The organism is Nocardioides sp. GCM10023255 (genome assembly GCF_042653125.1).
In the GTDB taxonomy this organism is placed as follows: Bacteria; Actinomycetota; Actinomycetes; order Propionibacteriales; family Nocardioidaceae; genus Nocardioides.
Genome location: NZ_JBHSHU010000010.1, coordinates 395,054 through 408,684, shown reverse-complemented (window position 1 = coordinate 408,684; position 13,631 = coordinate 395,054). Strand labels below are relative to the sequence as shown.

16 protein-coding genes, 1 tRNA gene and 1 other RNA gene are annotated in these 13,631 nt (G+C 71.8%); 12 read left to right on the top strand and 6 right to left on the bottom strand.

Annotated elements, in window-relative coordinates; all coding sequences use genetic code 11:
• The first annotated feature begins 91 nt into the window (after positions 1–91).
• Positions 92–700, top strand: a complete 609-nt coding sequence (locus ACFO9I_RS18610; RefSeq protein ID WP_379183561.1) for a flavodoxin family protein — start codon at positions 92–94, stop codon at positions 698–700.
• 28 nt (positions 701–728) lie between these two features.
• On the opposite strand, the gene ACFO9I_RS18605 is transcribed toward ACFO9I_RS18610, so the two are convergent.
• Complete coding sequence (locus ACFO9I_RS18605; RefSeq protein WP_379183559.1) at positions 729–2,342, bottom strand: FMN-binding glutamate synthase family protein; 1,614 nt, start codon at positions 2,340–2,342, stop codon at positions 729–731.
• A gap of 104 nt (positions 2,343–2,446) precedes the next feature.
• Positions 2,447–2,541 (bottom strand) — tRNA-Sec (locus ACFO9I_RS18600).
• 102 nt (positions 2,542–2,643) lie between these two features.
• On the opposite strand from ACFO9I_RS18600, the gene fdh reads away from it, so the two are divergent.
• The 7 genes from fdh (at position 2,644) to ACFO9I_RS18565 (ending at position 9,939) form a co-directional block, all read left to right on the top strand.
• Positions 2,644–5,904: a formate dehydrogenase gene (gene fdh, locus ACFO9I_RS18595; protein ID WP_379183557.1), complete on the top strand. Its 3,261-nt coding sequence runs from the start codon at positions 2,644–2,646 to the stop codon at positions 5,902–5,904.
• Positions 5,905–6,840 (top strand): 4Fe-4S dicluster domain-containing protein, encoded by a 936-nt coding sequence (locus ACFO9I_RS18590; RefSeq protein WP_379183555.1) that lies wholly within the window; start codon positions 5,905–5,907, stop codon positions 6,838–6,840.
• Positions 6,837–7,793: an NrfD/PsrC family molybdoenzyme membrane anchor subunit gene (gene nrfD / locus ACFO9I_RS18585; protein ID WP_379183553.1), complete on the top strand. Its 957-nt coding sequence runs from the start codon at positions 6,837–6,839 to the stop codon at positions 7,791–7,793. The genes ACFO9I_RS18590 and nrfD overlap by 4 nt, the downstream gene beginning before the upstream one ends.
• The gene (gene selD, locus ACFO9I_RS18580) at positions 7,790–8,785 is read left to right on the top strand and encodes a selenide, water dikinase SelD (protein ID WP_379183551.1); all 996 of its coding nucleotides are present in this window, start codon (positions 7,790–7,792) and stop codon (positions 8,783–8,785) included. Before nrfD ends, selD begins: the two co-directional genes overlap by 4 nt.
• A gap of 57 nt (positions 8,786–8,842) precedes the next feature.
• Positions 8,843–9,043, top strand: a complete 201-nt coding sequence (locus ACFO9I_RS18575; RefSeq protein ID WP_379183549.1) for a hypothetical protein — start codon at positions 8,843–8,845, stop codon at positions 9,041–9,043.
• Positions 9,044–9,155: 112 nt separating this feature from the next.
• Positions 9,156–9,452, top strand: coding sequence for a DUF4235 domain-containing protein (locus ACFO9I_RS18570; RefSeq protein ID WP_379183547.1), 297 nt, complete (start codon positions 9,156–9,158; stop codon positions 9,450–9,452).
• Positions 9,453–9,531: 79 nt separating this feature from the next.
• Entirely contained in the window at positions 9,532–9,939 is a 408-nt protein-coding gene (locus ACFO9I_RS18565; RefSeq protein WP_379183545.1) for a CBS domain-containing protein, read from the top strand.
• Positions 9,940–9,951: 12 nt separating this feature from the next.
• Here ACFO9I_RS18565 and ACFO9I_RS18560 read toward each other — a convergent pair whose 3' ends face one another.
• A complete protein-coding gene (locus ACFO9I_RS18560) occupies positions 9,952–10,194 on the bottom strand; it encodes a hypothetical protein (RefSeq protein WP_379183543.1) in 243 nt (80 codons plus the stop codon).
• A 79-nt stretch (positions 10,195–10,273) separates the two neighbouring features.
• Here ACFO9I_RS18560 and ACFO9I_RS18555 point away from each other — a divergent pair, with 79 nt between their 5' ends.
• On the top strand, positions 10,274–10,456 hold the full coding sequence (locus tag ACFO9I_RS18555; protein ID WP_379183541.1) for a hypothetical protein: 183 nt from the start codon (positions 10,274–10,276) through the stop codon (positions 10,454–10,456).
• Between the two features lie 55 nt (positions 10,457–10,511).
• Here ACFO9I_RS18555 and ACFO9I_RS18550 read toward each other — a convergent pair whose 3' ends face one another.
• Entirely contained in the window at positions 10,512–10,730 is a 219-nt protein-coding gene (locus tag ACFO9I_RS18550; protein ID WP_379183539.1) for a DUF2188 domain-containing protein, read from the bottom strand.
• Positions 10,731–10,785: 55 nt separating this feature from the next.
• Positions 10,786–11,085, bottom strand: coding sequence for a hypothetical protein (locus tag ACFO9I_RS18545; RefSeq protein ID WP_379183537.1), 300 nt, complete (start codon positions 11,083–11,085; stop codon positions 10,786–10,788).
• A 192-nt stretch (positions 11,086–11,277) separates the two neighbouring features.
• Between ACFO9I_RS18545 and ACFO9I_RS18540 the strand changes: the two genes are divergently transcribed.
• The gene (locus tag ACFO9I_RS18540) at positions 11,278–11,535 is read left to right on the top strand and encodes a hypothetical protein (RefSeq protein ID WP_379183535.1); all 258 of its coding nucleotides are present in this window, start codon (positions 11,278–11,280) and stop codon (positions 11,533–11,535) included.
• Positions 11,536–11,786: 251 nt separating this feature from the next.
• Entirely contained in the window at positions 11,787–12,101 is a 315-nt protein-coding gene (locus ACFO9I_RS18535; RefSeq protein ID WP_379183533.1) for an ANTAR domain-containing protein, read from the top strand.
• A 34-nt stretch (positions 12,102–12,135) separates the two neighbouring features.
• On the opposite strand, the gene rnpB is transcribed toward ACFO9I_RS18535, so the two are convergent.
• An RNA gene (rnpB, locus tag ACFO9I_RS18530) (RNase P RNA component class A) lies at positions 12,136–12,545 on the bottom strand.
• A gap of 67 nt (positions 12,546–12,612) precedes the next feature.
• On the opposite strand from rnpB, the gene ACFO9I_RS18525 reads away from it, so the two are divergent.
• A complete protein-coding gene (locus ACFO9I_RS18525) occupies positions 12,613–13,614 on the top strand; it encodes a GNAT family N-acetyltransferase (RefSeq protein WP_379183531.1) in 1,002 nt (333 codons plus the stop codon).
• Positions 13,615–13,631: the final 17 nt, after the last annotated feature.

The following is a 13,631-nucleotide window of genomic DNA, read 5'->3' as shown; positions in this document are numbered from 1 at the left end:
TGCGGCTGCGCGCGGCAGCCCCGGCATGGCGCCCGCCGGCGGCGGGTACCCGCGAAGGAGGCCGTCCCCGACGTCCCGCCAGGAGGGAACCATGAACGATCTGAGCGCCGTGGTCCTCGACTGCACCCTCAAGAGGTCACCGGAGGAGTCCAGCTCCATGCTGCTGGCCGGACAGGTGCTGGCCGCCCTGGACAGCTTCGGGGTGACGGGGGAGACAGTCCGGGTAGTCGACCACGACATCCGCTTCGGCGTGTCCACCGACGAGGGCGATGGCGACGAGTGGCCGTCGGTGCGCCGTCGTGTGCTCGACGCGGACATCGTGGTGATCTCGACGCCCATCTGGATGGGCCAGCCGTCGGTCTGCAAGATGGTGCTGGAGAGGCTCGACGGTGAGCTCGGCGAGGCCGACGACGACGGCCACTACCCCACGACCGGCAAGGTGGCGGCCGTCGCGGTGGTCGGCAACGAGGACGGCGCGCACCACGTGGTCGCCGAGTGCCTGCAGGCACTCAACGACGTCGGCTTCTCCCTCCCCGCCAACGCGAGCACCTACTGGGTGGGCGAGGCCATGCAGGGCACCGACTACAACGACCTCGACGAGTCGCCGGACGCCACCTCCGCCGCGACCCGCACCCTCGCTGCCAACGCCACCCATCTCGCTCGGCTGCTGCAGGGCGACGGCTACCCGCCCGCCTCCTGACGCCGGCTCCAGTCGTCGCGGGCCGGGATCACATCGACGCCGAGTTGCTTGCGATCTCGTCGCCCCGCGCGCCCTGCTCGGACGTCTCCGGAGGTCCCTCGGTCTCCGCCTCGTCCTCGTCGGTGGCCGACATGATACGGACGATCTCGGCCCGGTCCGCGGCCGAGGGCAGCCCCCAGCCCGGCCGGTAGTGGTAGATCTCGTCGAGGAGACGACCGTCCGCGAGGGTGTCGAGGACCTCCACCGAAGCCGGCCCGATCAGCGCGGGGTGCTCGACCCCGCACGTCTCCGACACCTTGAGCAGGTCACGTCGCAGGGTCTTCACGTAGTTGGCCACCCGCTCGCTCTTGGTGTCCGGGTCGAGTCCGTGCGCGAGCCAGGGGTTCTGGGTGGCGACGCCCGTGGGGCAGTCCCCGGTGTGGCAGCGCTGCGCCTGGATGCACCCCACGGCGAGCATCGCCTCCCGGGCGACGTTGACCATGTCGACGCCGAGGGCGAACGCGACGACGGCGTTGTCGGGTAGTCCGAGCTTGCCGGCCCCGATGAACGTGATGTCCTCGTGCAGGCCGCGCTGCGCGAACTCGGCGTACACCCGGGCGAAGCCGAGCCGGAACGGCAGCGAGACCGCGTCGGTGAAGATCAGGGGCGAGGCGCCGGTGCCGCCCTCGCCGCCGTCGACGGTGATGAAGTCGACGCCGCGGTCCTCGCGCTCCATCGCCTCGGCGAGGTCGCGCCAGAAGCCGAGGTCGCCGACCGCCGACTTGATGCCCACGGGCAGGCCGGTCTCGGCGGCCAGCAGCTCGACGAAGTCGAGCATCGAGTCGACGTCGTCGAACTCGGAGTGACGTGAGGGGCTCAGGCAGTCCACCCCCATCGGCACCCCCCGCGTGTCGGCGATCTCGCGCGAGACCTTGGGTGCCGGCAGCACGCCGCCCAGGCCCGGCTTCGCACCCTGGCTGAGCTTGATCTCCAGCGCCCGCACGGGCGCCCCCTGCACCAGCTCCTTGAGCCTCGGCAGGCTGAAGCGGCCGTCCTCGTCGCGGCAGCCGAAGTAGGCGGTCCCGATCTGGAAGACGAGGTCGCCACCCTTGCGGTGGTACGGCGAGATCGCGCCCTCACCGGTGTTGTGCAGGCACCCCGCTTCCGCGGCCCCCCGGTTGATCGCCTCGATCGCGTTGCCCGACAGCGACCCGAAGCTCATCCCCGAGATGTTGACCACCGACTGCGGCCGGAAGGCGTGGCGACGTCCCCGGGGTCCGCCGAGGACCTTCGCCGAGGGAAGGCTGGCGTGCTGGCCCACCGAGCCGTGGGTCGGGTAGGCGCGACCGAACGTGGTGTGGTGGACGATCACGTTGCCCGTGCCGTGCTCGAGGTCGTTGTCGGTGCCGAAGCCGAAGTAGTTGTTCTGCAGCTTGGCCGACGCGTAGACCCAGCGACGCTGGTCCCGGCTGAACGGCCGCTCCTCGTCGTTGCCGGCCACGATGTACTGCCGCAGCTCGGGGCCGACCGCCTCCAGCCAGTACCGCGCGTGCCCCACCACCGGGAAGTTGCGCAGGATCGCGTGGCGCCGCTGCGCCAGGTCGTGTGCCGCGACCGCGCCGACTGCCGCGATCGGGGCTGCTGCCGCCCAGAGCTTCTTCATGCGGGGTCCGTACCCACCGATCGCCGGGGCAGTGCCCGTCACCCACAGGGGAGGCCGGCACGGGGGAGGTCCGGCGCGGGGGAGGTCCGGCGCGGGGGAGCAGATGGCGGAGGCGGACGGGAATCGAACCCGCCTGACCGGGATGCCCGGCCACTACGGTTTTGAGGACCGCGCCCGTCACCAGACGAGAAACGCCTCCGCAGGAGAACCTAGCGGGTGATGGTTTGCGGACGAGCGATGTGGTTACGTGGAAGCCGGAGCCCGGCGCACTGCCCGGGCCGACGGCGGGAGGTGCGGGGTCGTGGGTGCGAAGACCTTCATCGGGTCCTGGCCGCTGCTGCGCCAGGCCCGCGGCGACGACCGGCTGGGCCGGGGCGCGGCCGCCATGTCGCCTCGCAGCGAGCACCTCGAGCCCCGGACCGTCGAGGCCGACCGGGTCGTCGACTCCGTCTGTCCCTTCTGCGCCGTGGGCTGCGCGCAGAAGGTCTACGTCAAGGACGAGAAGGTCAGCCAGATCGAGGGCAACCCCGCCAGTCCGATCTCGCGGGGCCGCCTGTGCCCCAAGGGCAGTGCCAGCAAGCAGCTGGTGACCTCGCCCGGCCGCGTCACCAAGGTGCGCTACCGGCGCCCCCACGGCACCGAGTGGGAGGACCTCGACCTCGACACCGCGATGGACATGATCGCGGACCGGGTGATCAGGACCCGCAAGCAGTTCTGGGAGTGGGAGGACGACCAGGGGCGTCGTACCCGCCGCACCCTCGGCATCGCGAGCCTCGGAGGAGCGACCCTCGACAACGAGGAGAACTACCTCATGAAGAAGCTCTACACCGCCCTGGGCGCGATCCAGATCGAGAACCAGGCCCGTATTTGACACTCCTCCACGGTTCCCGGTCTGGGAACCTCGTTCGGCCGTGGTGGCGCAACAACCTTCCTGCAGGACCTCTCCAACGCTGACTGCATCCTCATCGAGGGGTCGAACATGGCGGAGGCGCACCCGGTGGGCTTCCAGTGGGTGATGGAGGCGAAGCGTCGCGGCGCGAAGGTCATCCACGTCGACCCGCGGTTCACGCGCACCTCGGCGGTCTCCGACCTGCACGTGCCGATCCGCGCGGGCTCGGACATCGCCTTCCTCGGAGCGCTGGTCAACCACGTGCTGAGCAACGAGCTCGACTTCCGCGAGTACGTCGTCGCCTACACCAACGCGGCCAACATCATCGACGAGCGCTTCCAGGACACCGAGGACCTCGACGGGCTGTTCTCCGGGTTCGACCCCGAGGCCGGCCACTACGACCCGATCACCTGGCGCTACGAGGCGCCGGAGAACCCCGACGAGGACGAGCGTCGTCGTCTCGAGCAGCTCGAGGCCGAGGAGAGCGGCGGCGCGGGTGCCAAGGAGTCGCACAAGGCCGCGCAGTCCGAGGCCCACGGCTCCGGCGGTGCCCCGGTCAGCTGGAAGGGACGGCGCGACGAGACACTCCAGGACCCGCAGTGCGTCTACCAGATCCTCAAGCGACACTTCGCCCGCTACACCCCGGAGATGGTGCAGCAGGTCTGCGGCATCACCCCGGAGCAGTTCCGTGAGGTGGCCGACGCGCTGACCGCCAACAGCGGGCGCGAGCGCACCACCGCGTTCTGCTACGCCGTGGGCTGGACCCACCACAGCGTCGGGGCGCAGATGATCCGCACGGCCTCGATCCTCCAGCTGCTGCTCGGCAACATCGGGCGGCCGGGCGGCGGGATCATGGCGCTGCGCGGCCACGCCAGCATCCAGGGGTCGACCGACATCCCGACCCTGTTCAACATCCTCCCGGGCTACCTCCCGATGCCGCACGCCGGCCAGCACCAGAGCATGGACGAGTGGGTCGCGGACGACGAGGGCAAGGCGGGCTTCTGGGGCAACATCAGGTCGTACGCCGTCAGCCTGATGAAGTCCTACTGGGGCGACGCCGCCACCGCGGACAACGACTTCTGCTTCGACCACCTGCCGCGCGTGACGGGCGACCACTCGACGTACAACACCGTGAAGTCGATGATCGACGGCGGCTGCAAGGGCTACTTCCTCGTCGGTGAGAACCCCGCGGTCGGCTCGGCGAACGGCAAGATGCAGCGGCTCGGCATGGCCAACCTCGACTGGCTGGTGGTGCGCGACCTGCAGATGATCGAGTCGGCGACGTTCTGGCAGGACGGCCCGGAGATCGAGACCGGCGAGCTGGTCACCGAGGAGATCGGCACCGAGATCTTCTTCCTCCCGGCCGCCTCGCACGTCGAGAAGTCCGGCTCGTTCACCCAGACCCAGCGGATGCTGCAGTGGCGCGACAAGGCCGTGGACCCGCCGGGTGACTGCCGCAGCGAGCTCGACTTCTACTTCGACCTCGGCAACCGCATCCGGGCGAAGCTGGCGGACTCGACCGACGAGATGGACCGGCCGCTGCTCGACCTGGCCTGGGACTACCCGCTCAACGACGAGGGCGAGCCCGACCCCGAGTCGGTGCTGCGCGAGATCAACGGCACCGGACCCGACGGGAAGGCGCTGAGCGCCTACACCCAGCTCGCGGCCGACGGCTCGACCGCGTGCGGCTGTTGGATCTACTGCGGCGTCTACGCCGACGAGGTCAACCAGGCGCGGCGCCGCAAGCCGCACTGGGAGCAGGACCAGGTCGCCTCCGAGTGGGGCTGGGTGTGGCCGGCGAACCGTCGCATCCTCTACAACCGCGCCTCGGCGGCCCCGGACGGCACGCCGTGGAGCGAGCGCAAGCGCTACGTCTGGTGGGACGCCGAGAAGGGCAGGTGGACCGGCTCCGACGTCCCGGACTTCATCCCGGACCGGGCGCCCGACCACGTCCCCGACCAGGGCGCCAAGGGACCCGACGCGATCGGTGGCCGGGACCCGTTCATCATGCAGACCGACGGCAAGGCCTGGTTGTACGCACCGCTCGGCCTCGCCGACGGGCCACTGCCGACGCACTACGAGCCGCCCGAGTCGCCGATGCGCAACCCGCTGTACGGCCAGCAGAACAACCCGTCGCGCCGCAAGCTCGCGGACTCCTCGAACCCGATCAACCCCAGCTACAGCGAGGTCTTCCCCTACGTCTTCACCAGCTACCGGCTCACCGAGCACCACACGGCCGGCGCCATGAGCCGGACGCTGCCCTACCTCACCGAGCTGCAGCCCGAGCCGTTCTGCGAGGTCTCGCCGCGGCTCGCCGCCGAGCGCGGGCTGGAGCACCTCGGCTGGGCCACGATCGTCACCGCGCGCACCGCCATCGAGGCGCGCGTGCTGGTCACCGACCGGCTGCGCTCGCTGCGCTTGGGCGACCGGTGGGTCGAGCAGGTCGGGCTGCCCTACCACTGGGGACGCAACGGCATCACCCAGGGCGACTCGCCCAACGACCTGGTCAACGTGACGATGGATCCCAACGTCTACATCCAGGACAAGGTCGGCACCTGCGACATCCGGCCGGGCCGGCGGCCGCGCGGTCCGGCCCTGACGTCGTACGTCGAGGACTACCGTCGACGGGCCGGCGTGGACCCGGACGACCCCACGGACGGGAGGACGGAGTAGATGGGCAGCAACTCTCTGTACGGACCGCTGGACGACGTCCAGCGGGACGCGGGGTACGACGCCACGCACCCGCCGCGGATGGGCTTCTTCACCGACACCTCCGTGTGCATCGGCTGCAAGGCCTGCGAGGTCGCCTGCAAGGAGTGGAACGAGGTGCCGGACGACGGCTACGAGCTGTCCGGCATGTCCTACGACAACACCCAGGCGCTGGGCGCGAGCACCTGGCGGCACGTGGCCTTCGTCGAGAAGCCGACGACCACGAAGCCGCTCACCACGACCGACCTCGGCCTGCCCGGCATGGGCCCGCCGGGAGCGGTGGAGAGTGGCGCGATGGCGAGCGACCACCAGGGAGCCGCCTCCGGTGACGCCGGGGTGCGGTGGCTGATGTCCTCCGACGTGTGCAAGCACTGCACGCACGCCGCCTGCCTCGACGTGTGTCCCACCGGCGCGCTGTTCCGCACCGAGTTCGGCACCGTCGTGGTGCAGCCCGACGTCTGCAACGGCTGTGGCTACTGCGTGCCCGCCTGCCCCTACGGCGTGATCGACCTACGCAAGGAGGACGGTCGGGCCTTCAAGTGCACGCTCTGCTACGACCGGCTCAAGGTCGACGAGACGCCGGCCTGCGCCAAGGCGTGCCCCACCGAGTCGATCCAGTTCGGCGAGCTCTCCGAGCTGCGGGAGCGCGCCGCCCGCCGGGTCGAGGAGCTGCACGAGCGCGGCGTGGACGTCGCCCGCCTGTACGGCGCGGACCCCGACGACGGCGTCGGTGGCGACGGCGCGTTCTTCCTGCTGCTCGACGAGCCCGAGGTCTACGGCCTGCCGCCGGACCCGGTCGTGACGACGCGTGACCTCGGCTCGATCTGGAAGCACGTCGGCGCCGCCGCGGCCGCGCTGACCGGCCTCGGGGTCGCCTCGTTCCTGGGACGGCGTCGATGAGCCCGAAGGGTGGCGGGCAGGGCGACCGCCCGATGGTGCCGGAGGTGGAGTTCGAGTCCTACTACGGCAAGCAGATCATCAAGACGCCGACCTGGAAGACGCCCGACGTCCCGCTCTACCTGTTCCTCGGGGGCATGGCCGGCGGGTCGGCGCTGCTGGCCGAGGGGGCGGCGCTGGCGGACCTGCCCGCGCTGGAGACGGTGGCGCGCGGAGCGGCGGCCGCGGGCGCCGGCGTAGGGACGGTGTTCCTCGTCCACGACCTCGGTCGCCCCGAGCGCTTCCTCAACATGCTCCGTGTCTTCAAGCCGACCTCGCCCCTGTCGGTCGGCTCGTTCATCCTGGCGCCGTTCTCGGCCTTCTCCGCCGCCGCGTTCGGCGCCCGGGTCACGGGACGGTTGCCCCGGCTGGGCCGGCTCGCCGGGGTCGGCGCAGCCGCGTTCGGGCCACCGCTCGCCACCTACACCGCGGCCCTGTTCGCAAACACCGCGGTGCCCGCGTGGCACGAGGCGCACCGTGAGCTGCCGTTCGTCTTCGCCGGCTCCGGCGCCACGGCGGCCGGCGGGCTGGCCATGCTGCTCACTCCTGTCGACCAGGCCGGTCCGGCCCGCCGGATGGCGGTCGCGGGAGCCGTGATGGAGATCGCGGCGGCCGAGTCGCTCGTCCACCGGCTCGGCTTGGTGGCCGAGCCCTACCAGCAGGGCCGGCCCGGGACGTTGATGCGCGTGGCCCGGCGGATGACGACCGTGGCCGCCGGTGCGACCCTGTTCGCAGGGAGACGCTCCCGCCTGCTGTCGGCCGCCGCCGGGGCGACGTGCGTGGCCGCCTCGGTGATCACCCGCTTCGGCGTCTTCGAGGCGGGCCTCGCCTCCGCGCGCGACCCGAAGTACACGGTAGTGCCGCAGAAGGAGCGCCTCGCGCGTCGTCAGGCTGCGTCGGCCAAGATGGGTGGATGACCGCCCTCTCGGAGATCCGGTTGACCCAGTTCGCCTCGGGTGGCGGCTGCGCCTGCAAGGTGCCGCCCGGGGAGCTGGAGCGGGTGCTGGCCGGGCTCGGGGGCGGCGGCCCCTCGGCCGACGACCTGCTCGTGGGGCTCGAGAACGGTGACGACGGCGCCGTCGTGCGCATCCAGGACGACCGGGCCGTCGTGGTCACGGCCGACTTCTTCACCCCGGTCGTCGACGACCCCTTCGACTGGGGCCGGATCGCCGCCGCCAACGCGCTCTCCGACGTCTACGCGATGGGTGGCGACCCGCTGGTCGGGGTCAACCTGCTCGCCTGGCCGCGGGACAGGATCCCGTTCGAGCTGGCCGCCGAGGTGCTGCGCGGAGGAGCAGCGGTCTGTGCCGAGGCCGGCTGCCACCTGGCCGGCGGCCACAGCATCGACGACCCCGAGCCGAAGTACGGCCTCGCGGTCACCGGGCTCGCCGACCCGTCCCGGTTGCTGCGCAACGACGCCGGCCGGCCGGGCACGCCGCTGACGCTGACCAAGCCCTTGGGGCTCGGCATCCTCAACAACCGGCACAAGGCCACGGGCGAGGTCTTCCCGGACGCCGTCTCCACCATGACCTCGCTCAACCGGGAGGCGTCGCGGGCGGCCCGCGACGCGGGGCACGCCTGCGCCACCGACGTGACGGGGTTCGGGCTTCTCGGACACCTGTACAAGATGTGCCGCGCCAGTGGCGTGAGCGCCGTCCTCGACGCGGCCGCGGTGCCCTACCTCGAGGCGGCGCGCTCTTCCCTGGCGGCGGGGTTCGTGCCGGGTGGGAGCCGTCGCAACCTCGACTGGGTCCGACCGCACGTGTCGTCGTCGGTCTCCGAGGACGAGCTGCTGCTGCTGGCCGACGCGCAGACCTCGGGTGGGCTGCTCGTCGCCGGCGAGCTGCCGGGTCATCCGGTCGTGGGCGAGCTCGTCGAGCAGGAGGAGTGGGCAGTCCTGGTGCGATGACCCCCGAACGAGCCGGACGGGGTGCTTGACCCCGCCGACCACGGGTACCGCCCAGGTGTGAGCGAGGCCCAGGAGATGTGCGTCTTCCCGTCGTGCTCGAGGCTCGCCGCGGTGACGCTGCGGATGGTGGTCGAGGGGCACGACTCGGTGCTGCCCGCGTGCGCCCCGCACGCACGCCAGGTGGGTGCGTACGCCGCGGAGGAGGCCCTGGTGCGGATCGTCGACACCTTCGGTGAGGGGCTCACGGGCGTCTCCTGAGCCGGATGCATGGCGTCGCCGGTCGTGGGAACCGGGACAGTGCCGGGCGCCGCCCACGGGCCGGGCGACCGGCCGACCGATGACGGGACCATCCGTCCCGGGGAAGGCAGCGATGAAGTCCGAGAAGCGCACCAGCAAGTCCGCCAAGATCCTCTACCGCCCCTGGGGGCTGGTCGCCAGCCTGCTCGGGGGACTCGTGGCCGGTCAGATCTTCCAGCAGCTCTGGAAGCGGCTGGACCCCGACAGCTCCGAGGACCCGCCCAAGCCGCTGGAGTCGGAGTACCGGCTCCGCAAGATCCTGGTCGCCGCGCTCATCCAAGGCGCCATCTTCTCCGTGGTGCGCGCGCTCATCAACCGCGGCGGCGCACGGGTCTTCGAGCGCTGGACCGGCGAGTGGCCGGGGGACTGAGCACCACGGCGGACATCACGTGTGCCGGCACCCTGCCGGCCGAAGGAGGGAGAGAACCATAACAACGGCTCGAGACATCATGACCGGTGGCGTCGAGTGCGCCCGGACCACCGAGACACTGGTGGAGGCGGCGCGGAAGATGCGCGACCTCGACGTGGGCGCCCTGCCGATCTGCGGCGAGGACGACCGCCTGGCCGGGATGCTGACCGACCGGGACATCGTGCTGCGCTGCGTCGCCGACGGCGCCAACCCCTCGACGGTGAGGGTGGCGGACTACGCCGGCGACGAGACCGTCACCATCGGCGCCGACGACTCCGTCGAGGAGGCGCTGCGCACCATGACCGACCACGGCGTCCGCCGGCTGCCGGTCATCGACGGACACGACCTGGTGGGCGTCGTCTCGCAGGCCGACGTGGCTCGCCATCTCCCCGACGGCCAGGTCGCGCGGCTCGTGGAGGCCATCTCGGCGGCCCCCGCCAACAACTAGGGAAGGCCCGGCTCAGTGGTCCTCGGGGTGGTCGGCGTCGGCCAGGGAGGTCTCGACCGGCGGGTCGTCGTACTGCGCCCGCTCGGCAGGGTCGAAGTCGGGCTGGTCCGGCCGGTTGAGGTGCTCCTCGGGCGCGGTGTCGACGGCTCTGGCCCCGACATCGGTCTGCTCGAGGTCCTCCTCGTCCGGAACGGCGTCGGCCGACACCGGACGGGTCTCCTCGACGGGCTGCTTCGTGTGCTCTCTGTCTGCCATGCGGGGGAGTACCCCCACGTCGGCGCCGCATGCAGCCGGGCCCCGACAACTCCAGCCCCCACGCGGAAGGAGACGCGCCATGATCAGAGCCAGCAGTCGGAACGTGGGTGCCGTGATGATCGCGGCCATCGTCGTCGTCCTCGTCGTCTTCCTGCTCATCACCTGGCTCCAGGGCGACAGCACCGACCACCTCGAGGAACACCAGCCCTCTCCGTCCCCGGCCGAGTCCTCGGCCCCGGCCCTCGGATGGGTGGTCTCATGACGGACCCGTGCATCGGGTTGCTCGGCGACGGCTGCACGGCGATCGAGCGCGACGGCTACGTCCCGGCGTCCCGGGGCCACGGGCCCGACGGCAGGTCGGCGTCCACGTCGAGGTCGCGGACGATGTGCTCGACCTTGCGGCGTACCGCCTCGTCGTGGCCCGCGGCGACCGCGGTGGCGCGCACGTCGTAGGCGTCCGGCAGGTCGTCACCTCCCTCGATGCGGTTTCGCCACTTGCCGTCCGCGTGGTAGGTCTCGACGTCGCCCGTGGCCATGGGTGTCCCTCCTGGTGGATCCGCGCGCCGTGGCTTCGACCCCTCGATCGTCTCCCTACCGCTGCGTGGCGTCCAGAGGGTCGAGGAGCCCGGCGGGGAGCCACTCCTCGACGACGACCCAGCCGCCGTCCTCGTCGGCCGGCACCGCGTGGACGACGCGGCCGTTCCACCCGTCGGGCCGTCGCCGCCACTCGAGGAGGAGCCCCGGGAGCCGACCGGCGCTGGTGGTCACCCAGCAGTGCTTGAGCGGCGGTGGCTCGGGGACGCGCGGGTGCGGGTCCGCGGGTGCCTGGGTGCGCGCGACGCGGTCGGCCATGGCGCCGTAGCTGCCCCGCTTGTTCATCCCGCCCGCCATGGGTCCATCATGCCGCATGGTCGAACAGGTGTTCGAGAGACGGTCGAGGTCGTCCTCGGCAAACAGGGGAGCGAGCCCCGTTGAAGGACCTTGAACACTGACCCGCCCGCCTGTTCGCGCGAACAGTGGTGGGAGAGGCCTGCCGGGCAGTGCGGAGCTCGCCCCGGCCGGCCGGACGGGAGAGGCGGAGCGATGACGTCCACGACAGACGCACGAGCCGGAAGCGGTACGCAGCAGGGGCGACCGACCAGCTTCCTGACCCTGCCCCAGCTCTGGGGGGCCGTCGCCATCGCGTTCATGTGGCTCGCGGTCCTGTTCGACGGCGTCTACGGGGACGACGTCGTCAGCATGACCCCCGGGAGCACGTCGACGACCATCCCGTCCGCGGTGTTCGTCGCGCTCTTCGCTTTCCTGGCGACGGCGTCCGTCGCCAAGCGCGCGTTCAGGTGACGACGAGCGCTCCGTGACCATCGGCCCTGGGATGCGGCGGACCCGAGAGGGGATCGTGCGGTCTCCCGGAGCCGAGGAGCCGTGACCGGCAGCTCCCCGATGAGGGCCACACCGGTCAGCCAACGCGCCACGGGAGAACTCCCCCGCAGCCCCCGGTGCAGCCTTCCGGCACGCCGGAACCGCCAGGTCACAGGACCCAGGAGGGGGCCCGGTCCAGGAGTCGATCGGCGACTCACCCTTCCGGGGGAGCGATGGGCACGCAAGACGGAGTCGCTGCCATCGTGGGCGCCGTGATCGACGAGGAGCGGGAGCAGCCCCTGACGCTGAGCCAGGCGCTGGAGCAGATCGGGCACCTGGAGCGGGCGCTCGAGACCCGGTCGGTGATCTGTCGCGCCGAGGGCATCGTCATGGAGCGCTTCGGGATCGACGAGGCGTCGGCCTGGCGGATGCTGGTCCGCATCTCCACCGACTCGAACGTGAAGCTGCACGACGTCGCGGCCGGCATCGTGGCGACCCGGACGATCCCGGGTCGAGGGGGCCCGGGCGGAGGCCCGACCTCCCGCTGAGCGGCCGCACGGCCTCCCGGTCTCGGGTGTGGTGCGGACGGGCTGGCCTGTAGGCCGGGTTCTGTCCCGGGGGCCCTTGCGGGCGTCCCGGGGGCGACCATCCATCTACGGCTGCCGTTGCCGACAGCCTCCAGCGGTCTACCCGCGCACTCGGGCGGGCAGCCCTCGAACGTGCGCGCACCCGGTGTCCGAGGACGCCGGGCTTCTTGACCTTGCTCCAGGTGGGGTTTACCGAGCCGCTCCGGTCGCCCGGAGCGCTGGTGGTCTCTTGCACCACCGTTTCACCCTTACCGCTGCCGCCGGAGCGACAGTGGCGGTCTGTTTTCTGTGGCACTGTCCCGCGAGTCACCTCGGGTGGGTGTTACCCACCACCTCGCCCTGTGGAGCCCGGACCTTCCTCGGCGCCCCCCGTGAAGGAGGCGACGCGGTCGCCCGGCCAGCCCATCCGCGGTCCAAGGATAGGGGACTCCCACGCCGTGAACGCACGTGATCGGCGCACTACGCTGGCCGGGTGCTTCCGCAGGGCTACGAGTTCCGTCCGTTGACCGTGGACGACGCGGCGGCGCTGGCCGCGGCGTACGTCCTGAACTGGCCGCACCTGGCGGCGTGGGAGCCGCCGCGCGACGAGGCGTTCTTCACCGAGGCCGGCCAGCGCGCCACGATCGAGGCGAAGCTGGAGCAGGTCCGTTCCGGGCAGCTGGAGACCTGGCTGGTCGTGCACGGTGAGGAGGTCGTGGGGCGGATCAGCCTCGACAACATCGTGCGCGGCCCGCTGCAGAGCGCGTCGGTCGGCTACTGGATCGCCGCCGCGCACACGCGGCGGGGGTTGGCGACCGCGGCGGTGGAGCTCGCGGTCCAGCGCGCCCGCGAGATCGGGCTGCACCGGGTCGAGGCCGGGACCCGGCTGGACAACGAGCCCTCCCAGGCGGTGCTGAAGCGCAGCGGCTTCGAGCAGTACGGCCTGGCCGAGAAGTTCCTCTTCATCGACGGCGAGTGGCGCGACCACATCCTCTTCCAGCGGATCCTGCACGACGACCCGCTCGGGACGCCCACGCCGGCGCCGACGACGCGGGAGGAGCCGGTGGAGCTCGACCTGCAGGCACCACCCCTGGTCTTCCCGGGGCGCGGCCCGGAGACGGCGTACCGCACCGCCCACGACCTGCTCTCGCGACGGGCGCCGCGCGAGGCGCTCGAGGTGATCGAGCCCGCCCTGGAGCAGGAGCCCGGCAACACCGGGCTGCGCTCGCTGCGCGCGTGGGCCTACCTGCTGCGCGCCCAGCTGCAGAGGGCCGAGCAGGAGCTCGCGGCACTGGTCGAGGAGCGGCCGGACGACGACTGGGCCCGGCACGCCCTCGGCCGCAGCCTCGAGCGGCAGGCGCGGCTGGCCGAGGCGCTCCCGCACCTGCGCCTGGCGGCCGCGATGAGCGGCGACCCCGAGCACGAGCTGGCGGTGCTGCGGGTCGAGCGGCGGCTCGCCGAGACCGGCCAGACGTCGTACGACGACCTCACCTGAGGTCGTCGGCAGGCCCG